The 19,831-nt window shown below is 64.7% G+C and carries 19 protein-coding genes; 18 read left to right on the top strand and 1 reads right to left on the bottom strand.

The features are described 5' to 3' along the window. Window positions 1-8: 8 nt before the first annotated feature. From I6F38_RS00340 to I6F38_RS00305, 8 genes are all read left to right on the top strand, one after another. The gene (locus I6F38_RS00340; protein ID WP_225158598.1) at window positions 9-617 is read left to right on the top strand and encodes a TetR/AcrR family transcriptional regulator; all 609 of its coding nucleotides are present in this window, start codon (window positions 9-11) and stop codon (window positions 615-617) included. Window positions 618-791: 174 nt separating this feature from the next. Further along, entirely contained in the window at window positions 792-1,415 is a 624-nt protein-coding gene (locus I6F38_RS00335) for a flavin reductase family protein (RefSeq protein WP_057016949.1), read from the top strand. A 328-nt stretch (window positions 1,416-1,743) separates the two neighbouring features. Continuing rightward, window positions 1,744-2,985, top strand: a complete 1,242-nt coding sequence (locus I6F38_RS00330) for an SMP-30/gluconolactonase/LRE family protein (RefSeq protein WP_225158597.1) — start codon at window positions 1,744-1,746, stop codon at window positions 2,983-2,985. Window positions 2,986-3,195: 210 nt separating this feature from the next. After that, the gene (locus I6F38_RS00325; protein WP_225158596.1) at window positions 3,196-5,463 is read left to right on the top strand and encodes an acyl-CoA dehydrogenase; all 2,268 of its coding nucleotides are present in this window, start codon (window positions 3,196-3,198) and stop codon (window positions 5,461-5,463) included. Next, on the top strand, window positions 5,463-6,746 hold the full coding sequence (locus I6F38_RS00320) for an acetyl-CoA C-acetyltransferase (RefSeq protein WP_225158595.1): 1,284 nt from the start codon (window positions 5,463-5,465) through the stop codon (window positions 6,744-6,746). Before I6F38_RS00325 ends, I6F38_RS00320 begins: the two co-directional genes overlap by 1 nt. A gap of 2 nt (window positions 6,747-6,748) precedes the next feature. Further along, window positions 6,749-8,845, top strand: a complete 2,097-nt coding sequence (locus I6F38_RS00315) for a 3-hydroxyacyl-CoA dehydrogenase NAD-binding domain-containing protein (protein ID WP_225158594.1) — start codon at window positions 6,749-6,751, stop codon at window positions 8,843-8,845. Between the two features lie 26 nt (window positions 8,846-8,871). Further along, window positions 8,872-9,303 carry an acyl-CoA thioesterase gene (locus I6F38_RS00310; protein WP_082653769.1) on the top strand — a complete coding sequence of 144 codons (432 nt, stop codon included), beginning with the start codon at window positions 8,872-8,874 and terminating at the stop codon, window positions 9,301-9,303. A 175-nt stretch (window positions 9,304-9,478) separates the two neighbouring features. Next, complete coding sequence (locus I6F38_RS00305; RefSeq protein ID WP_057016955.1) at window positions 9,479-9,673, top strand: hypothetical protein; 195 nt, start codon at window positions 9,479-9,481, stop codon at window positions 9,671-9,673. On the opposite strand, the gene I6F38_RS43905 is transcribed toward I6F38_RS00305, so the two are convergent. Then, window positions 9,649-9,780 (bottom strand): hypothetical protein, encoded by a 132-nt coding sequence (locus I6F38_RS43905; protein ID WP_276573462.1) that lies wholly within the window; start codon window positions 9,778-9,780, stop codon window positions 9,649-9,651. The genes I6F38_RS00305 and I6F38_RS43905 overlap by 25 nt on opposite strands. Before the next feature lie 29 nt (window positions 9,781-9,809). Here I6F38_RS43905 and I6F38_RS00300 point away from each other — a divergent pair, with 29 nt between their 5' ends. The 10 genes from I6F38_RS00300 to I6F38_RS00255 all read left to right on the top strand — a co-directional run bounded on the left by I6F38_RS00300 (window position 9,810) and on the right by I6F38_RS00255 (window position 19,669). Then, the gene (locus tag I6F38_RS00300; RefSeq protein ID WP_225158593.1) at window positions 9,810-10,649 is read left to right on the top strand and encodes a DeoR/GlpR family DNA-binding transcription regulator; all 840 of its coding nucleotides are present in this window, start codon (window positions 9,810-9,812) and stop codon (window positions 10,647-10,649) included. A 75-nt stretch (window positions 10,650-10,724) separates the two neighbouring features. Next, window positions 10,725-11,522: a hypothetical protein gene (locus I6F38_RS00295; protein WP_225158592.1), complete on the top strand. Its 798-nt coding sequence runs from the start codon at window positions 10,725-10,727 to the stop codon at window positions 11,520-11,522. Further along, window positions 11,519-11,788 (top strand): hypothetical protein, encoded by a 270-nt coding sequence (locus I6F38_RS00290; protein ID WP_225158591.1) that lies wholly within the window; start codon window positions 11,519-11,521, stop codon window positions 11,786-11,788. The genes I6F38_RS00295 and I6F38_RS00290 overlap by 4 nt, the downstream gene beginning before the upstream one ends. A 200-nt stretch (window positions 11,789-11,988) precedes the next feature. Further along, window positions 11,989-13,533, top strand: a complete 1,545-nt coding sequence (gene glpD / locus I6F38_RS00285) for a glycerol-3-phosphate dehydrogenase (RefSeq protein ID WP_225158590.1) — start codon at window positions 11,989-11,991, stop codon at window positions 13,531-13,533. Beyond that, complete coding sequence (locus I6F38_RS00280) at window positions 13,530-14,669, top strand: ABC transporter ATP-binding protein (protein ID WP_225158589.1); 1,140 nt, start codon at window positions 13,530-13,532, stop codon at window positions 14,667-14,669. The genes glpD and I6F38_RS00280 overlap by 4 nt, the downstream gene beginning before the upstream one ends. Before the next feature lie 12 nt (window positions 14,670-14,681). Next, complete coding sequence (locus I6F38_RS00275) at window positions 14,682-15,767, top strand: ABC transporter ATP-binding protein (protein WP_225158588.1); 1,086 nt, start codon at window positions 14,682-14,684, stop codon at window positions 15,765-15,767. Next, window positions 15,767-16,669, top strand: coding sequence for a sugar ABC transporter permease (locus tag I6F38_RS00270; RefSeq protein WP_028338609.1), 903 nt, complete (start codon window positions 15,767-15,769; stop codon window positions 16,667-16,669). The genes I6F38_RS00275 and I6F38_RS00270 overlap by 1 nt, the downstream gene beginning before the upstream one ends. Next, the gene (locus I6F38_RS00265; RefSeq protein WP_028333212.1) at window positions 16,669-17,475 is read left to right on the top strand and encodes a carbohydrate ABC transporter permease; all 807 of its coding nucleotides are present in this window, start codon (window positions 16,669-16,671) and stop codon (window positions 17,473-17,475) included. The genes I6F38_RS00270 and I6F38_RS00265 overlap by 1 nt, the downstream gene beginning before the upstream one ends. 9 nt (window positions 17,476-17,484) lie before the next feature. Continuing rightward, the gene (locus I6F38_RS00260) at window positions 17,485-17,811 is read left to right on the top strand and encodes a DUF2160 domain-containing protein (protein WP_016846242.1); all 327 of its coding nucleotides are present in this window, start codon (window positions 17,485-17,487) and stop codon (window positions 17,809-17,811) included. 115 nt (window positions 17,812-17,926) lie between these two features. After that, window positions 17,927-19,669 (top strand): ABC transporter substrate-binding protein, encoded by a 1,743-nt coding sequence (locus I6F38_RS00255; RefSeq protein WP_225158827.1) that lies wholly within the window; start codon window positions 17,927-17,929, stop codon window positions 19,667-19,669. The last annotated feature ends 162 nt before the right edge of the window (window positions 19,670-19,831 follow it).

Below are 19,831 nucleotides of genomic sequence, written 5' to 3'. Positions count from 1 at the left end.
AGGCCAACATGACACTGATCACGGAACATAGCGAAACCGACACCCGCGAGCGGATTCTCGTGGTGGCGGAGCGCTTGTTCCGGCAGATCGGGTATCAGAAGACGACGGTCGCCGACATCGCCAAAGAGCTGCGGATGAGCCCCGCCAACGTGTACCGCTTCTTCGATTCGAAGAAGTCGATCCACGAGGGCGTGGCCCGCGGCCTGATGGGCGAGGTCGAGATCGAGGCCCGGCGCATCGCGCGCTCGGAAGGGCCGGCGGCGCCACGCTTGCGCCAGATGATGACGACCATCAATCGCATGAACACCGAGCGCTATGTCGGCGATTCCAAGATGCACGAGATGGTCGAGATCGCGATGCAGGAGGACTGGGACGTCTGCGTCGCCCATATGGAGTGTATCGCCTCCATTATCGGCGAGGTGATCGCGCAAGGAGCCGCGTCGGGGGAGTTCGAGATCAAGGACCTGCAGCTCGCCTCGCTGTGCGCCTGCACCGCGATGATGCGGTTCTTCCATCCCCAGATGATCGCCCAATGTGCCACCAAGCCGGGCCCGACCATCGACCAGATGATCGATTTCGTGATCGCCGGCCTGTCGCCGCGCGGCCGCGCCGATTGAGCGCCAGCCCTTGAGCGCCAGCACTGACATTTTCGTCAGTTGACTCTTCTCGCATAGCAGGCAAAGCGAGTTTGTAGCCCGGATGGAGCGCAGCGCAATCCGGGGCCATTTCCGCTTGCGAGACCGTCCCGGATTGCGCTGCGCTCCATCCGGGCTACGTGAGAGGGGCCAGCCGTGACCGCCAAAGACCTGCATTTCTACGAGCCGAAGAACGGCCACGGCCTGAAGCACGATCCGTTCAACGCCATCGTGGCGCCGCGGCCGATCGGCTGGATCTCCTCGCGCGACAAGGGCGGCAACGTCAACCTCGCGCCCTACAGCTTCTTCAACGCGTTCTGCTACGTGCCGCCGATCATCGGCTTCTCCTCCACCAACTGGAAGGACAGCGTCGCCAACATCCAGGACACCGGCGAGTTCGTCTGGAATCTGGCGACGATGGATCTCGCCAGGCACATGAACGCGACCGCGGCGCATGTCGCGCGCGATGTCGACGAGTTCAGGCTCGCGGGCCTCACGCAGGTCGCCGGCAAGCTCGTCAACGTGCCGCGGGTCGCCGAAAGCCCGGTGTCGTTCGAATGCAAGGTCAGCCAGATCGTCCAGCTCCAGGGCGCCGACGGCAAGAAGGCCGAGGCCTGGCTGACGCTCGGCGAGGTCGTCGCCGTCCACATCGACAAGGCCTTCATCAAGGACGGCGTCTACCAGACCGGCCTCGCGCACCCGATCGTCCGCGCCGGCCGCCGCGGCGACTACTTCGAGATCAAGCCGGAAAACATGTTCGAGATGATCCGGCCGGACTAGCTCTTCCTTCTCCCTCGCCCCGCTCTTGCGGGGTCGAGACGAGCGAAGCTCGCTCTTAGAGGGCAGGGTGAGGGGCTGCCTCCGCAAGATATGATCGTCGTAAGACCTGTACCCCCTCACCCGGATTGCATCTTGCGATGCAATCCGACCTCTCCCCGCAAGCGGGGCGAGGTAAGAGACGTCGCTCCGCAACGACGGCCCGCACCACAACAATGTGAAATTTCCGCGCGCGGCGATGAAAAACCGTCACTCGCAACCTCTCCGAGAGCAGTCTAACCTCTACTCGCCAGGCCGGATCAACGGCCGGCCAACAGAGTGGGAGGATGCGATGACACGCCACGAGCGGAGCGATCCGAACGAAGAACAACGCGATCCGAATGTTTCACGGCGCACGCTGGTTCAGGGACTGGCGGTTTCCGCCGCCGCCGTCGCGGGCATCGGCAGCGCGCTGGCCCAGAACGCGCCCGCGCCGGTCGGGCCGCCGACGACGATCACCAGCCCGCCGCGCGACTTCAGTCCGCGCGGTGCGCCGACCACCTATTTCTGGGACCCCGACATCATCGCGGTCGATCCGTCCTTCAACGACCTTGCCCAGCCCAACACCTCGATCAAGCGCCTTTATACCGGCCTGTTGTGGGCGGAAGGCCCGGCCTGGAGTTCGCAGGGCCGCTATCTGCTGTGGAGCGACATCCCGAACAACCGGCAGATGCGCTGGTCGGAGGATGACGGCCATGTCAGCGTCTTCCGCATGCCGTCGAACTACTCGAACGGCAATTCGTTCGACTTCCAGGGCCGCCAGCTGTCCTGCGAACATCTGACCCGCCGCGTGACGCGCTACGAGAATGACGGCACCGCGACGGTGCTCGCCGACAACTATCAAGGCAAGCGGCTGAACTCGCCGAACGACGTCGTCGCGCATCCCGACGGCAGCTACTGGTTCACCGATCCGCCCTATGGCGGCCAGCTCTATGAGGGCGAGCCTGATGCCGCGGGCGGCCCGAGCAATCCGGCCGGCAAGCTCAATCCCCGGATCGGCCAGCCGGCGGGCTTCGTGCCGGCCAAGCGCGAACTGCCGACCAATTGCTACCGCATCGATCCCTCGGGCCGCGTCGATCTCGTGGTCAGCGAGGACCAGGTGCCGGATCCGAACGGCCTCTGCTTCTCGCCCGACTACAAGAAGCTCTACGTGGTCTCGACCGGCAAGGGACCGGGCGATAGCGGCCCCGGCGGCAAGGGCGACGTCTTCGTGTTCGATGTCGGCGCCGACAACAAGCTTTCCAACGGCAAGCGGTTCAGCGATTTCACGATCGACGGCGTGAAGTGCGGACCGGACGGCATCCGCTGCGACGTCAACGGCAATGTCTGGTGCTCGAGCAATGCCGGTCGCGCGGTCGGTTACAGCGGCGTGACGGTGTGGTCGCCGGAAGGCAAGCTGCTCGGCCGCATCCGGCTGCCCGAGGTCTGCGGCAACATCACCTTCGGCGGTCCCAAGCGCAACCGTCTGTTCATGGCCGCAAGCCAGTCGCTCTACGCGGTCTATACTGCAACCCAGGGAGCGGGGCCCGCCTAGCTCGTCCTGCATGGGGATGGCGTCTGCGCCATCCCCGGCTACCTGATTGTCGCAGCTCAGCTTTCGGAACCGAACGCGCGGCCTGCCGTTAACAAAATGGCGCCAGGGCCGCGTCAATTTCGCTTTATCTGCGAGGCGAAGTGTTCACCGGTGAACGGCACTTTCCGATAAGATCACCCATCCGCGCCGCCGTTTCATGAGAGATCCGCCATGAGCTTCCGCCGCGACTATATGACAAAACCGATCTTTTCCTGGGCGCGTGGCGTGCTGCCGATAATGTCGGACACCGAGCGCGAGGCGCTGGAAGCCGGCGACGTCTGGTGGGACGCCGATCTCTTCACCGGCAATCCCGACTGGTCGAAATTGCTGGCGTTCGCGCCGGCCAGATTGACCGACGAAGAGCAAGCCTTCCTGCACGGTCCGGTCGACGAGCTCTGCAGGATGCTCGACGAGTGGAAGATCAACTGGGAATGGCGCGATCTGCCGCCCGAGGTCTGGGCCTTCATCAAGGCCAAAAAATTCTTCGGCATGATCATCCCGAAGGAATACGGCGGCCTCGCCTTCTCGCCCTACGCGCATTCCGAAGTGGTGCGCAAGATCTCGTCGCGCTCGCTGACCGCGGCCGTCACCGTGATGGTGCCGAACTCGCTCGGGCCGGGTGAACTCTTGATGCGCTTCGGCACCAAGGAGCAGCAGGACAAATGGCTGCCGCGCCTCGCCTCCGGCCAGGACATTCCATGCTTCGGCCTGACCAGCCCGGAGGCCGGCTCCGACGCCGCCTCGATGATCGACACCGGCATCATCTGCAAGGGCAATTTCGAAGGCCGCGAGGTGCTCGGCTTGAGGCTCAACTGGCACAAGCGCTACATCACGCTCGGCCCGGTCGCGACGCTGCTCGGCCTTGCCTTCAAGGCCTATGATCCCGATCACCTCGTCGGCAGCGAGGAAGAGCTCGGCATCACCGTCGCGCTGATCCCGACCCATCTGCCGGGCGTGTCGATCGGCCACCGCCATCTGCCGGCGATGCAGGTGTTCCAGAACGGCCCGAACTGGGGCAAGGACGTCTTCATCCCGCTCGACTACATCATCGGCGGTGAGGCACGGCTCGGTCAGGGCTGGAAGATGCTGATGACGGCGCTCGCCGCCGGCCGCGGCATCTCGCTGCCGTCGCTGTCGGCGGCCGGCGCTGCCTATGCCGCGCGCACCACCGGCGCCTATGCCCGCATCCGCGAGCAGTTCGGCATCTCGATCTCGAAATTCGAGGGTATCGAGGAGCCGCTCGCGCGGATTGCCGGCACGGCCTATCTGCTCGACGCCGCGCGGCGGCTGACCTGCGCCGCACTGAACGAGGGGCATCATCCCGCCGTCATCTCCGGGATCATGAAGCTGCACGCCACCGAGCGGATGCGGATCGCGATCGACGACGCCATGGACATCCATGGCGGCAAGGCCGTGATCGACGGGCCGCAGAATTATCTCGGCGGGCTCTACCGCTCGGTGCCGGTCGGCATCACGGTCGAGGGCGCCAACATCCTGACCCGCAATCTGATCGTGTTCGGGCAGGGCGCGATCCGCGCGCATCCCTATCTGCTGCTGGAGATGAACGCGCTCGGCGAGACCGACCGCGACAAGGGCCTGACCGCGTTCGACACCGCGTTCTGGAAACATATCGGCCACAGCTTCGCGACCGTGTTCCGCGCCTGGGGCCGCAGCTGGAGTTTTGGGATGTTCGCACCGGCGCCGGATGCCGGCGATGCGACCGAGTTCTATCGCCAGCTGTCGCGTTACTCGTCGGCGTTCGCGCTGTGCGCCGACATGGCACTGCTCACCCTCGGCGGCGCGCTGAAGCGCAAGGAGATGCTCTCGGCGCGCTTCGGCGACATCCTGTCCGAGCTGTATTTGCTCTCCGCTGCTTTGAAACGCTGGCAGGATGAGGGGCGGCAGAAGGAGGATCTTCCGGCGCTCGAATGGTGCATGGCGTCCGGCTTCAAGACCATCGAGAACCGCTTTGCGGAAATCTTCGCCAATCTGCCGAACCGTCCGGTGGCTTGGCTGCTGAAATTCCTGATCCAGCCGTTCGGCGCACGCGTCACCGGCCCGACGGATCGCATCGTGCAGCAATGCGCGCAGCTCGTGCTGTCGCCGTCGGCGGCGCGCGACCGGCTGACGCCGGACCTCGCCTTTGTCGAGGACGACGGCGGCATCGCAAGGCTGGAGAAGGCCTTCCGCCTCGTCACCGAGGCCGAGGATGCCGCCAAGCAGCTGCGCGCGGCGCGCCTGCATGACTGGAAGGAGGCGGTCAAGAAGGGCGTCATCACCGAGGCCGACGGCGAAAAGCTCGCGGCTGCCCACGAGGCCGTCGCCAAAGTCATCGAGGTCGATGATTTTGCGCCGGAGGCGCTGTCCCCGATTTACAAGAAATCCGCCGACGTGCATCAGTTCTTCCAGGAGCTTGGTGAGCAGAGGGCGGCGAGCTGATGGCGCGACCAGTCTTTATTGTCGACGGCAGCCGGACGCCGTTCCTGAAGGCGCGCTCCGGTCCCGGCCCGTTCACCCCGGTCGATCTTGCTGTGCAATGCGGCCGGCCGCTGCTGGCGCGGCAGCCTTTCGCGCCCACCGCCTTCGACCAGGTGATCCTCGGCTGCGTCAACGTGATCGCCGATGAGATGAACCCGGCACGCGTTGCGGCGCTTAGGCTCGGCATGGGCGAGCAGATGGTCGCCTTCACGGTGCAGATCAATTGCGGCTCCGGCATGCAGTCGATCGACACCGGCTACCGCTACATCCGCGAGGGCATCTCCGACTTGATCCTCGCCGGCGGTGCCGAAGCCTTGAGCCACGCGCCGCTGGTCTGGCCCAATTCCGGCGTGCGCTGGTTTGCCGGCTTCGCCGGCGCCAAGGGGCTCGGCGCCAAGATCGCCGCGGCGCTGAAGGTGAAGCCGAGCTACTTCAAGCCGATCATCGGCCTCGAGCGCGGGCTGACCGACCCGATCACCGAGCTCAACATGGGGCAGACCGCCGAGAAGGTCGGCCATCTCTTCGGCATCACCCGCGCCCAGTCCGATGCATACGCTGCCGAGAGCCATCAGCGGCTGGCCAACGCGCAGCAGCAGGGCTTTCTCAAAGGCGAGGTCGAGACCGCGTTCTCCCGCGACGGCAAGTTCTTCGACCATGACGACGGTGTCCGCCCGGACTCGACCCCCGAGACCCTGGCGAAGCTGAAGCCGGTGTTCGAGCGTCCGTGGGGCCAGGTTACCGCCGGCAATTCCTCGCAGATCACCGACGGTGCCTCCTGGGTGATCCTGGCGTCGGAGAAGGCGGTGGCCAAGCACGGGCTGACGCCGAAGGCCGTCATCCTCGACAGCCAATGGTCGGCGCTCGATCCCTCGATCATGGGCCTCGGTCCGGTGCTGTCGGCAAGCGCGCTGCTCAAGCGCAACGACCTGACCTTGCAGGACGTCGAGACCTGGGAGCTGAACGAGGCCTTCGCCACCCAGGTGCTGGGCTGCCTCGCGGCATGGAACGACGAAAAATTCTGCCGCGAGATCCTTGGGCTCGATGGCGCGGCCGGCGAGATCGACCGCGCGAAGTTGAACGTCGACGGCGGCGCGATCAGCCTCGGCCATCCGGTCGGCACCAGCGGCAACCGCATCGTGCTGCATCTGGTCAATGCGATGAAGCGGCTCGGCACCAGGCGCGGCGTCGCCACCGAATGCATCGGTGGCGGGCAGGGCGGCGCGATGTTGATAGAGACGGTGTGATCATGGATTCACGGATCATGGACCTTCTCGCCGATCGCGTGCTCGAACTCGGGCCGAAGCCTGCCGCCGACAGCCCCTACAAGAATTTCAAGCTGACGCGCGATGACGACGGTATCGCCTGGCTGCTGTTCGACCGCGCCGGCGCCAGCGCCAACACGCTGTCCGCCGATCTACTCGAGGAGCTCGATGCCATCGTCGCGGCGCTGGAGAACCAGCGGCCGACGGGTCTCGTGGTGCGCTCGGCCAAGCCAAGCGGCTTCATCGCCGGCGCTGACGTCAATGAGTTTCGCGGCGCCAGCGATTCCAGCGCGGTCGAGACCGCGATCGGTCGCGCCCATGCGGTGATCGACCGGCTCGAGGCGCTGCGCGTGCCCTCGGTCGCCGTCATCCACGGCTTCTGCATCGGCGGCGGCCTCGAGGTCGCGCTGGCCTGCCAGATGCGGATCGCGATCGACGATGCCAGGTTCGGCTTCCCCGAGGTGATGCTCGGCCTGCATCCCGGTCTCGGCGGCACCGTGCGCTTCACCGAACTGGTCAACCCGATGCAGGCGATGACCTTGATGCTGACAGGCAAGACGATCGACGCGCGCCGCGCCAAGGCGCTCGGCCTGGTCGACGCCGTCACCCAGGAGCGCCATGTCCGCAACGCGGTGAGGGACGCGGTGTTCGGCCGGCTGAAGCGCGCCAAGCCCGGCGTGCTCAACTCGCTTCTTAATCTCGGCGCCGCGCGCGGTTTCCTCGCCTCGCGGATGCGCAGCGAGGCCGAGAAGGCGGCGCCGCGCAAGCATTACCCGGCGCCCTATGCGCTGATCGATCTGTGGGAGAAGCACGCCGGCAACCGCACGGCGATGCTGAATGCGGAGAAGGCCTCGTTCGCCAATCTGATGGTGACGCCGACCGCGCAGAACCTGATCCGCGTGTTCTTCCTGCGCGAGCAGATGAAGAAGCTCGCCGGCAGCGGCAACAAGGTTGCGCACGTCCATGTCATCGGCGCCGGTGCGATGGGCGGCGATATCGCGGCGTGGTGCGCCAACCAGGACATGCTCGTGACTTTGGCCGACATGAAGGCCGAGCCGATCGCGGGCGCCATGAAACGAGCGTCAGAGTTGTTCAGCAAGATCATGCGCAAGCGGATCGACCAGCGCGACGCGCTCGACCGGCTGATCCCCGACATGGACGGCGAGGGCGTCCGCAATGCCGATCTGATCATCGAGGCGGTGCCGGAAAAGCTCGAGTTGAAGCAGAAGGTCTATGCCTCTCTCGAGCCGAAGATGAAGCCCGGCGCGATCCTCGCCACCAATACGTCGAGCATCCCGCTGCAGGATCTGCGCACCACGCTGGCACGGCCGGAGCGGCTGCTCGGCCTGCACTTCTTCAATCCGGTGTCGCGGCTGCAACTCGTCGAGGTCGTCAGCCATGACGGCACCGATGCGGCGATGCTCAAGGAGGCGCTCGCGTTCGTCGGCGCCATCGACCGCCTGCCGCTGCCGGTGAAGAGCTCGCCGGGCTTCCTCGTCAATCGCGCGCTGACGCCCTACATGCTGGAAGCGATCATGATGCTGGACGAGAAGACCGATCAGCGCCTGATCGACGCAGCCGCCGTCGAGTTCGGCATGCCGATGGGGCCGATCGAACTCGCCGACCAGGTCGGCCTCGATATCTGCCTCGATGTCGGCGACATGCTGCGCTCGAAGTTCGGCGACACGCTGCCGCCGACGCCTGCGTGGTTGCGCGAAAAAGTCGCCAAAGGCGAGCTCGGCCGCAAGACCGGCAAGGGCTTCTACACCTGGAAGGACGGCAAGGCGGAAAAGGCGCCGCTGCCGGAGACCGGTTCCCGGGTCACCGATGAGATGATCGACCGCCTGGTGCTGCCGATCTCGAATGTCTGCGTCGCCGCCTTGCGCGAAGGCATCGTCGACAATCCCGATATGGTCGACGGCGCGATGATCTTCGGCACCGGCTATGCCCCGTTCCGCGGCGGCCCGCTCAACTATGCGCGCAGCCGCGGCGTCGACAATGTGGTGTCGGCCATGCAGGCCTTGATGCGCAAGTTCGGCGGACGATTTGCGCCGGATCCCGGCTGGGAGGCATTCAAGTGAGCGATTCGCAAGTGACCGGCTCGCAAGTGACCGACGCCCACGCTCACGCGCCGCTGAGCAACGACGCCGAGCCGAAGGGCGATCTCTGCATCCGCACGCTGGCGATGCCGGCCGACACCAATGCCAATGGCGACATCTTCGGCGGCTGGCTGCTCAGCCAGATGGATCTCGGTGGCGGCGTGTTCGCCTCCAAGGTGGCGAAGTCGCGCACCGTGACGGTCGCGATCGACGCGATGAACTTCCGCAAGGCGGTCAATGTCGGCGATCTCGTCTCCGTCCACGCCAATCTGGTGCGCATCGGCCGCACCTCGATCACGGTGCATCTCGAGGCCTGGGTGCTGCGCCGCCGCGAGCAGCAGTCGATCCTCGTGACCGACGGCAATTTCACCTATGTCTCGATCGACGAGCAGGGCCATCCGCAACCGATTCAGCGCGACGGCGCGACGATCGAAACCTGACATCCTCCGCGCGCCAGTGCCGCTGATTCGGTGGGAAAGGAAACGCGTCGAAACTGAGTCCGGAGCGTGGTTTGATTGCAAAAACCCGGAGTTTTTGGCGCTTCGCCGCGCAAATAATCGAGGAACAAACAGCCAGCGATTCCGTTGTCGGGCCGAAGTCAAACCGAGGCTGACAATGTCCGACAGTTACGTGATCGAAGTGAGTTCGCAGACGGCGGGTATCGTGGTGCGCGATACGCGTGGATATCAGTTCTTTGCTGCATCGCACCTTTTTGACCGCCTTGAAGGCCAGATCTTCCGCAATGCGCGCGAGGCCGAGCGCGCGGCGCGCCGGCTGCTCGCCGGTCAATCCATGCAGATGGCATCGTAGAACGCCTTCGCGTCATTGCGCGTGGCCCGGGCGAAGCGTCCACCTTCGCCCAGGCCTTCCCTGACCCGGCACTGCACGTTGACCTCCGTGCCGAACGGCCGCACCATGGGCGACTCGCCGTTTCAAGGGGGCCGCCGTGGCCGGACTCTCCCATCGCCAGACTGAAATCCTCAACATCGCGCGCGCGTTCGGCCGGGTCATGGTCGAAGACCTCGCCAAGCGATTCGAGGTGTCGGCGCAGACCATCCGCAAGGACCTCAACGACCTCTGCGACCAGCGGTCGCTGACCCGTATCCATGGCGGCGCGATCATCGCCTCGGGCGTCGAGAACCTCGCCTACGAGGCGCGTCGCTTCGTCGCCGCCGAGGAAAAGAAGGCGATCGGCGCTGCCGCGGCGACACGGATTCCGAACGGTTGCTCGCTGTTCATCAATATCGGCACCACCACGGAAGAGGTCGCGAGTGCGCTGACCTCGCATGAGGACCTGCTGGTCATCACCAACAACCTCAACGTCGCGATGCTGCTGTACCGCCATCCGCGCATCGAGGTGGTGGTGGCCGGCGGCACGGTGCGCCGCGCCGACGGCGCCGTGGTCGGCTCCACCGCGACGCAGCTGATCGGCCAGTTCAAGGTCGACTACGCCATCATCGGCGCCTCCGCGATCGACGAGGAGGGCGCGCTGCTCGATTTCGACTATCGCGAGGTGCAGGTCGCGCAGGCGATCATCGCCAATGCGCGCAACGTGATGCTGGTCTCGGACTCGACCAAGCTGCGCCGCAGTGCGCCGGTGCGGATCGCCCATATGAGCCAGATCCAGACCTTCGTGACCGATTCACCGCTTCCTGCGGGCCTCGCCAATATCTGCCATAGCCGCGGTATCGAGGTGGTCGTCGCGATGGACAAGCCGCAAGTCGATCTCGACGACAACGCCGCCGACGCGGCACCCGCGGCGCTGCGCAGCGCGCAAGGCGCTTGATCTCTCAAGTTTTAGCGAACCTGTTTCGGATGCCTTTCGGCCGCTGTTGTAGCCTGCCTGAGGTGGAGCGGTTCGTTGGTCAGCACGCAATTCAAGATCGTCACGGCATTGGGCATGGCGGCGATGTTCGGCGTCGTCTCGTTTGTCCTTGGCTTTAACGTCGCATCCGCGTGCGCGACGGCGCTGGCCGGCGCTGTTTCTGCGCTTGTGGTCATGCGTGCGTTCGATGGTGAGACCCAGCCGCCATCGAAGAGCGTCCGTGCCGACATCTTTCGCCTCGGCAGCGAGAGCCGCCAGGCCTGGCTTTCGGAACTGGAACAGCAGAACGGCCGTGGCAGGAAACTGCTTTACGGACTGTCGCGGATCTTCTTTTCGGGATCGCCGTGTCAGCGCATCGCGAGCGGGGGCTTCCTCGCGCAGTCGGTAATCGGCCTGGTGGCGATCGTCCTGTTCTGGCTTGGCCAGGCGATGGGCTTTGACATGCGGCTGTTCGCAATCCCGCCGTTCGGGAGCCTGTTTGCGGATGGCATCCCGATGTCGGCTGAAGCAATCGCGGGGGTGAGGTTCGAGCACCTCTTCCTGCCGCTGGTCGCGCTCTACGCCGTCACGTTTTCCCTGTTCCTGATCGCATTGCTTGGCGATCTCGCGACCATCCTGCGCGACTGGCGAGAGCAGTGGAAGTATCTCACGATGCCGCTGTTCTGCTTTGCATTCTGTGCACTCCTGGCGCACCGAAAATCATCGGGATATAGCGCCCTGCAAGTCGCGCTCGGCGGCGGACACCTCTGGGCCTATGTCGCGATCTTCGTGTTCTTTCCGCTTTTCTTTCTCGTGCTGTCGGCGTCGCTGCCAGGCAATCGGGCGATCCGATGAACAGGGATCGCTCGATCGGGCGAATCTATCTCCGCTTCGCGCTCAAATGGTATGCGATCCTTTTCGTCGCATCGTTGGTCTTCTACGTCCTGTTCGCCAGCGGTCACACATTCGTCGCGTCGACCGGTGTGCTCTTGCTCGCCGTCTACTTTGTGCGCGACAGCCGAGCTTGCGCCAAGCGGGTAGGCGGTGAAGTTCACCGTACCTACGATCCCGAAAAGGCTCTGCCGGAATTGCGCGTCGGACGATCGCCACAGCGTCCCTGACCGTCCGCCACCGCCTTGCCTGGCGTCACGCCAAGCGTCGCTCGTCCCGTCCCTCCAAAAGCCCTGACCACGGGCACTCCGCCCAAAGAATCCCCAGCGAAAGTTCCCCATTTTCACTTTGCTTTCGTTTTTGGTTGTGATTTACTCCAATACGAAAGTAAAACCGTCAAAGCGAAGGCGGTTGCCGGGGGAAGCGTTCTTTGGACCAGATTTACGACCTCGCCATCATTGGAGGCGGCGTTAATGGCTGCGGCATCGCGCGCGATGCGGCGGGCCGGGGTAATTCTGTTTTCCTCTGTGAAATGAATGACTTGGCTAGCGGGACGTCGTCCTGGTCGACCAAGCTCGTGCATGGCGGTCTGCGCTATCTCGAATATTATGAGTTTCGTTTGGTGCGCGAGGCGTTGATCGAACGCGAAATCCTCTGGCAGATCGCGCCCCACATCATTCGGCCGCTACGTTTCGTTTTGCCGCACCATGCCGGCCTGCGTCCGGCCTGGCTGCTGCGGCTCGGCCTCTTCCTCTACGACCATATCGGCGGCCGGCATTTGCTACCGGCGACGCGCTCGGTCGATCTGACGCGCGACGCGGTCGGCAAGCCGCTGATCCCGGGCCGCTACACCAAGGGCTTCGAATATTCCGACTGCTTCGTCGACGACGCCCGGCTGGTTGCGCTGACCGCGCGCGATGCCGCCGATCGCGGCGCCGAGATCCGCACCCGCACCCGCGCGGTCGAGATCAGGCAAGTCGACGGCGTCTGGCACGTCACGGTCGAGGACAGCGTCACGGGTGCCCGCGACACGATCCAGTCACGCGTGCTGGTCAATGCCGGCGGTCCCTGGGTCGAACAGGTTCTCGCCTCGGGCGCCGGCGTCAACGCGCGCGCCAAGGTGCGCCTGGTGCAGGGCTCGCACATCGTGGTGCCGAAGCTCTACGACCACGACCGTGCCTACATCTTCCAGAACGCCGACGGCCGCATCATCTTTGTCATTCCGTATCAGAACGACTTCTCGCTGATCGGTACCACCGATCGCGACTATGACGGCGATCCGGCCAAGGTGAAGGCGACGCAGGAGGAGATCGAATATCTCTGCGCGTCCGCCAGCGCGTATCTCGCCAAGCCGGTGAAGCCCGAGGACGTGGTCTGGAATTACTCCGGCGTGCGTCCGCTCTATGACGACGGCGCGAGCGAAGCCAAGGCCGCGACCCGCGACTACGTGTTCGAGCTCGATACGCCCGGCGGTGCGCCGCTACTGTCGATCTATGGCGGCAAGATCACGACCTATCGCCGCCTCTCCGAAGAGGCGCTGGAGCGGCTGTCGCCTTATCTCCGCGGCACAAAGGCGCAGGAGGGCTGGACCGGCAAGGCGCCGCTGCCCGGCGGCGACATGGATGTATCCGCGGTCGCGGCGCTGAGCGCCGAATTGATCCGCACCTATCCGTTTCTCGCGCAATCGCACGCCAATCGTCTCGCGCATGCCTATGGCACGCGCGCCAGCAAAGTCTTGGGCAATGCAACATCGACGGCCGATCTCGGCCGCTCCTTCGGCGCCACCTTGACGGAAAGCGAAGTCAGGTACCTGATGGCGAACGAATGGGCTCGGACTGCGGACGATGTCGTCTGGCGACGATCCAAGCTGGGCTTGCGGATGACGGCGGGTGAAATCGCCGCGCTCGACGAGTGGATGCTCGCCAACCGCGTGTCCGGTGAACGTCCCCTCCGCGAAGCGGGAGGACGGGCATGAGCGTCACACTGCAGAATGTCACGCGAACCGTGGATGGCATGCCGACCATCCGCGACGTGTCGCTGACGCTGGAGCGTGGCACGCTCAGCGTGCTGCTCGGGCCGACGCTGTCGGGCAAGACCTCGATCATGCGGCTGCTCGCCGGCCTCGACAAGCCGACCACCGGCCGCGTGCTGGTCGACGGCAAGGACGTCACCGGCGCCGACGTGCGGCAGCGTTCGGTTGCGATGGTCTATCAGCAGTTCATCAACTATCCCTCGCTGACGGTCTACGAGAACATCGCCTCGCCGCTGCGCGTGCAGGGCAAGCCGCGCGCCGAGATCGAGCGGCGGGTGGCGGAAGCGGCCAGCCTGTTGCGGCTCGAGCCGTTCCTGAAGCGCACGCCGCTGCAACTCTCCGGCGGCCAGCAGCAGCGCACCGCGATCGCGCGGGCGCTGGTCAAGGGCGCCGACCTCGTGCTGCTCGATGAGCCGCTCGCCAATCTCGACTACAAGCTGCGCGAGGAGCTGCGCGCCGAGCTGCCGCGCATCTTCGAGGCCTCCGGCGCGATCTTCGTCTATGCCACCACCGAACCGTCGGAAGCGCTGCTGCTCGGCGGCGACACGGTGTGCATGTGGCAAGGCCAGGCGCTGCAAACCGGCGCGACGCCGAAGGTCTACCGCCATCCCGACACGCTGCGCGTTGCCCAGGTGTTTTCCGATCCGCCGCTCAACATCATCGGCATCGAGAAGAAGGGCGCGCAAGTGATCTATGCCGGCGGCGAGCAGGCGCCCGCGGCCGGCCTCTATGCCAATCTGCCCGACGGCCGCTACCGGACCGGCTTCCGCGCGCACCAGCTCGAGGTCGGGAATGTCGCGGCCGGCCGCCACAAATTTTCCGCCGCGGTGACCGTGACCGAGATCACCGGGTCGGAGAGCTTTGTGCACGTCCATGTCCACGGCTCGAATTGGGTCGCGGTGCTGCACGGCGTGCACGAATATGAACCCGGGCAGGTGCTCGATGCCGCGCTCGATCCCGACAACATCTTCGTGTTCGACGCCGCCGACCGCCTCGTCGCATCGCCCGCGACCTCGTTTTCGGGCAACGTGCATCGCAGTGCGCGCGCTGCAAACGCGTCAGCCGGCAACGGCAAGTGAGGGAGATGCTTCATGGCCCGCATTGACCTCGTCGATCTCGCGCACTCCTACGGCGGCAACGACGCGCCGCAGGAATCCTTTGCGCTGAAGCCGGTTACCATGACCTGGCGGCAGGGCGGCGCCTATGCGCTGCTCGGGCCGTCCGGCTGCGGCAAGACCACGCTGCTCAACCTGATTTCCGGCATCGTGACGCCGTCGCGCGGACAGATCCTGTTCGACGGAAAGGACATCACGCCGCTGTCGACGCAGAAGCGCAACATCGCGCAGGTGTTCCAGTTCCCCGTGATCTACGACACCATGACGGTCGGCCAGAACCTGGCCTTCCCACTGAAGAACCGCGGCGTCGCCAGGGCCGAGGTCGATGCGCGCGTCAGGCAGATCGCCGATCTGCTCGACCTCACGCCCTATCTCAAACGCAAGGCGACGCGGCTCACCGCCGACGCCAAGCAGAAGATCTCGCTCGGCCGCGGCCTGGTGCGGTCCGACGTCGCGGCCGTCCTGTTCGACGAACCGCTGACGGTGATCGATCCCGAGCTGAAGTGGCAGCTGCGCTCCAAGCTGAAGGCGCTGCATCGCGAGCTCGACCTCACGATGATCTACGTCACCCACGACCAGACCGAGGCGCTGACCTTCGCCGACACCGTCGTCGTGATGCACGACGGCCGCGTGGTGCAGAGCGGCACGCCGGCCGAATTGTTCGACAAGCCGGCGCATACCTTCGTCGGCTACTTCATCGGCTCGCCCGGTATGAACATCGTGCCCGCCGAGGTCAGTGGTCACGAGGCGCGGGTCGACGGCCATGTCATCGGCCTGCATCGAAACTATGGTGTGCTGCCTGCGGGCAAGAAGATCGAGATCGGCGTGCGGCCGGAATTCGTCGATGTCGCGGCGCCGGCGTCAGGGCTGCTGTCGGCCACCATCGAGCGGATCGACGATCTCGGCCGCATCCAGTTCGCCCGCGTGCGGGTCGGCGATACCAAATTTGCCGCGCGCGTGCCGCCGGGCTTCTCGGTCTCCGGCAACACCGCCGGGCTGATCTTCAATCCCGCGCACGTCCACGTCTATGCCGACAGCCATTTGGTGGAGGGGGTCGCCTGATGGACAAGACGATCAACCAAAAAGCCTGGTTCCTGGTGCTGCCGGTGTTCCTGGTGGTGGCGTTCTCGGCGGTGCTGCCGCTGATGACCGTCGTGAACTATTCGATGCAGGACACCTTCGGCAACAACCAGTTCTTCTGGAACGGGGTCGGCTGGTTCAAGGAGCTGCTCGATCCATCGACCGATCTCGGCGGCCGCTTCCTGGCCTCGCTCGGCCGCAACCTGTTCTTCTCGGCGGTGATCCTTGCGATCGAGGTGCCGCTCGGCATCATCGTCGCGCTGTCGATGCCGCGCGAGGGCTGGAGCGTCGCGGCCTGCCTCGTCATCCTCGCCTTGCCGCTGCTGATTCCGTGGAACGTGGTCGGCACCATCTGGCAGATCTTCGGCCGGCCCGATATCGGCCTGCTCGGCTATGTCCTGAACCACCTCGGTCTCAACTACAATTACGTGTCCAATGAGGTCGACGCCTGGGTCACGGTCATCGTGATGGACGTCTGGCACTGGACCAGCCTCGTCGCGCTGCTCTGCTACGCCGGGCTGAAGTCGATCCCCGACGCCTATTACCAGGCGGCGCAGATCGACGGCGCCTCGCGCTGGGCGGTCTTCAAGGCGATCCAGCTGCCGAAGATGAACCGCGTGCTGCTGATCGCGGTGCTGCTGCGCTTCATGGACAGTTTCATGATCTACACCGAGCCGTTCGTGGTCACCGGCGGCGGCCCGGGCAATTCGACGACCTTCGTCTCGATCGAGCTCGTCAAGATCGCGCTCGGCCAGTTCGACCTCGGCAAGGCCGCGGCGCTGTCGCTGGTCTACAATCTGATCATCCTGATCGTGTGCTGGGTATTCTACACCGTGATGGTCAATGCCGGCTCCGAGCGTCCGGCCAAGGAAGGAGCGGCGTGATGCATTCGATCCCCGGCCGCCGCCTGATCATGGCGCTGTTTTTGATCTTCCTGCTGTTGCCGATCTACTGGCTCGTCAACATGAGCTTCAAGACCAACGCCGAGATCGTCTCGACGATGACGCTGTGGCCGCACACGCCGACGCTGCAGCACTACAAGCGCATCTTCACCGACGAGAGCTGGTATTCGGGCTACATCAATTCGCTCGAATACGTGGTGCTCAACACCATCATCTCGATCGCGGTGGCGTTGCCGGCGGCCTATGCGTTCTCGCGCTACCGCTTCCTCGGCGACAAGCATCTGTTCTTCTGGTTGTTGTCGAACCGCATGGCGCCGGCGGCGGTCTACGCGCTGCCGTTCTTTAACCTCTATTCTGCGATCGGCCTGTTCGATACGCCGTGGGCGGTCGCGCTCGCGCACTGCATCTTCAACGTGCCGCTGGCGGTGTGGATCCTCGAAGGCTTCGTCTCCGGCGTGCCGCGCGAGATCGACGAGACCGCCTTCCTCGACGGCTATTCGTTCCCGCGCTTCTTCATCAAGATCCTGGTGCCGCTGATCGCGAGCGGCATCGGCGTCGCCGCCTTCTTCTGCTTCATGTTCTCCTGGGTCGAGCTGCTGCTCGCGCGCACGCTGACCTCGGTGCAGGCCAAGCCGATCGCGGCGATCATGACGCGCACGGTCTCGGCGGCCGGCATGGACTGGGGCCTGCTCGCCGCCGCCGGCGTGCTCACCATCATTCCGGGCGCGCTGGTGATCTGGTTCGTCCGCAACTACATCGCGCGCGGCTTCGCGCTCGGCCGGGTCTAGGAGGCGATCATGGAATCCATCGCATGGATGGCCTGGACGCTGCCGACCGCGATCTTCTTCGTGCTGCTGGCCTCGACGCTCGGCGTGATGACCTGGCTCGCGGCGGTTTATCCCGAGGCCGAGCGGGTCGGCGTGCTGCGCATCCCGACCACGCGCGGCGATCGTTTGTTCATTTCGCTGGTGCTGGCGGCGGTGATCCACCTGGTGTGGATCGGCCTCGTCGGCACCGATCCGATCCTCACCCTGCCGATCGGCGAGGGCGTGGAAATTTCGAGCCTGTGGCTCGCAACGCTGATTTCGCTTCTTTCAGCCGTGGCGATCTTTCGCACCGTCTGACGAAAGCGAAGAAGAGCAGATCCGGGGTCAACCCGGGCCTGGGGTTTTGTTTGTCGCTGCAACCGGAGGAATCATAATGCGACATTTGAGAACGACAAAGGATAGTCTTTTGACTATGACCAGCGCCGCCGCGCTGATCGCGGCCTCGCTTGCGGTCGCCGCGCCGGCCCGCGCCGCCGACGATGCCGTGATCCAGAAGTGGATCGCGGAATTCCAGCCCTCGACGCTGTCGAAGGAAGACCAGAAGAAGGAGCTCGAGTGGTTCGCCAAGGCCGCCGAACCCTTCAAGGGCATGGAGATCAACGTCGTCTCGGAAACGATCACGACGCACGAATATGAATCGCAGACGCTGGCCAAGGCGTTCTCCGAACTGACCGGCATCAAGCTCAAGCACGACATCATCCAGGAAGGTGACGTCGTCGAGAAGCTGCAGACCCAGATGCAGTCGGGCAAGAACGTCTATGACGGCTGGATCAACGATTCCGACCTGATCGGAACCCACTTCCGCTACGGCCAGACCATCATCCTGTCGGACTACATGAAGGGTGAGGGCAAGGAGGTCACCGACCCGATGCTCGACGTCGACGACTTCATCGGCAAGTCGTTCACCACGGCGCCGGACGGCAAGCTCTACCAGTTGCCCGACCAGCAGTTCGCGAACCTCTACTGGTTCCGCTACGACTGGTTCACCAACCCCGAGTACAAGGCCAAGTTCAAGGCCAAGTACGGCTACGAGCTCGGCGTGCCCGTGAACTGGTCGGCCTATGAAGACATCGCCGAGTTCTTCACCAACGACATCAAGGAGATCAACGGCGTCAAGGTCTACGGCCATATGGACTATGGCAAGAAGGATCCCTCGCTCGGCTGGCGGTTCACCGACGCGTGGCTGTCGATGGCCGGCAACGGCGACAAGGGTATCCCGAACGGCCTGCCGGTCGACGAGTGGGGTATCCGCATGGAAGGCTGCCGTCCGGTCGGCTCCTCGGTCGAGCGTGGTGGCGACACCAACGGCCCGGCCGCGGTCTACTCGATCACCAAATATCTCGACTGGCTGAAGAAGTATGCCCCGCCGCAGGCCCAGGGCATGACCTTCTCGGAAGCAGGGCCGGTGCCGGCGCAGGGCAACATCGCCCAGCAGATGTTCTGGTACACCGCCTTCACCGCCGACATGGTGAAGCCGGGCATCGCCGTGATGAACGCGGACGGTACGCCGAAGTGGCGTATGGCTCCGTCGCCGCACGGCGCTTACTGGAAGGAAGGCATGAAGCTCGGCTATCAGGACGCCGGCTCCGTGACGCTTCTGAAGTCGACCCCGCCGGATCGCCGCAAGGCAGCCTGGCTCTATCTGCAGTTCATCATCTCCAAGTCGGTGTCGCTGAAGAAGAGCCATGTCGGTCTCACCTTCATCCGTGAGTCCGATATCTGGGACAAGTCGTTCACCGAGCGTGCGCCGAAGCTCGGCGGCCTGATCGAGTTCTACCGCTCGCCCGCGCGCGTGCAGTGGACCCCGACCGGCAACAACGTGCCCGACTATCCGAAGCTCGCGCAGCTGTGGTGGCAGAACATCGGCGATGCGTCGTCCGGTACCAAGACGCCGCAGCAGGCGATGGACGCGCTGGCCGCGGCCCAGGATTCGGTGATGGAGCGTCTTGAGAAGTCCGGTGTGCAGGGCGCCTGCGGACCGAAGCTGAACAAAAAGGAATCCGCCGAGTTCTGGTACAAGAAGGCCGAGAAGGACGGCACCATCGCTCCGCAGCGCAAGCTCGCGAACGAGAAGCCGAAGGGCGAGACGATCGACTACGACACGCTGATCAAGTCGTGGCCGGCCAACCCGCCGAAGCGCGCCGAAGCGAAGTAAGGCGCAAGCAAAGGCGTACCAGCCCACGCCATCCGAAGACGACGAAAGGCCGGGAGCGATCCCGGCCTTTTTGCTGATTGCCAGGTCATTCCGGGATGGTGCGCAAGCACCAGACCCGGAATCTCGAGATTCCGGGTTCGATGCTTCGCATCGCCCCGGAAT

Origin of the sequence: Bradyrhizobium sp. BRP56, from assembly GCF_020194035.1 — a bacterium.
Classification (GTDB): Bacteria; Pseudomonadota; Alphaproteobacteria; order Rhizobiales; family Xanthobacteraceae; genus Bradyrhizobium; species Bradyrhizobium australafricanum.
This window is presented reverse-complemented; position numbering and strand designations above follow the sequence as displayed.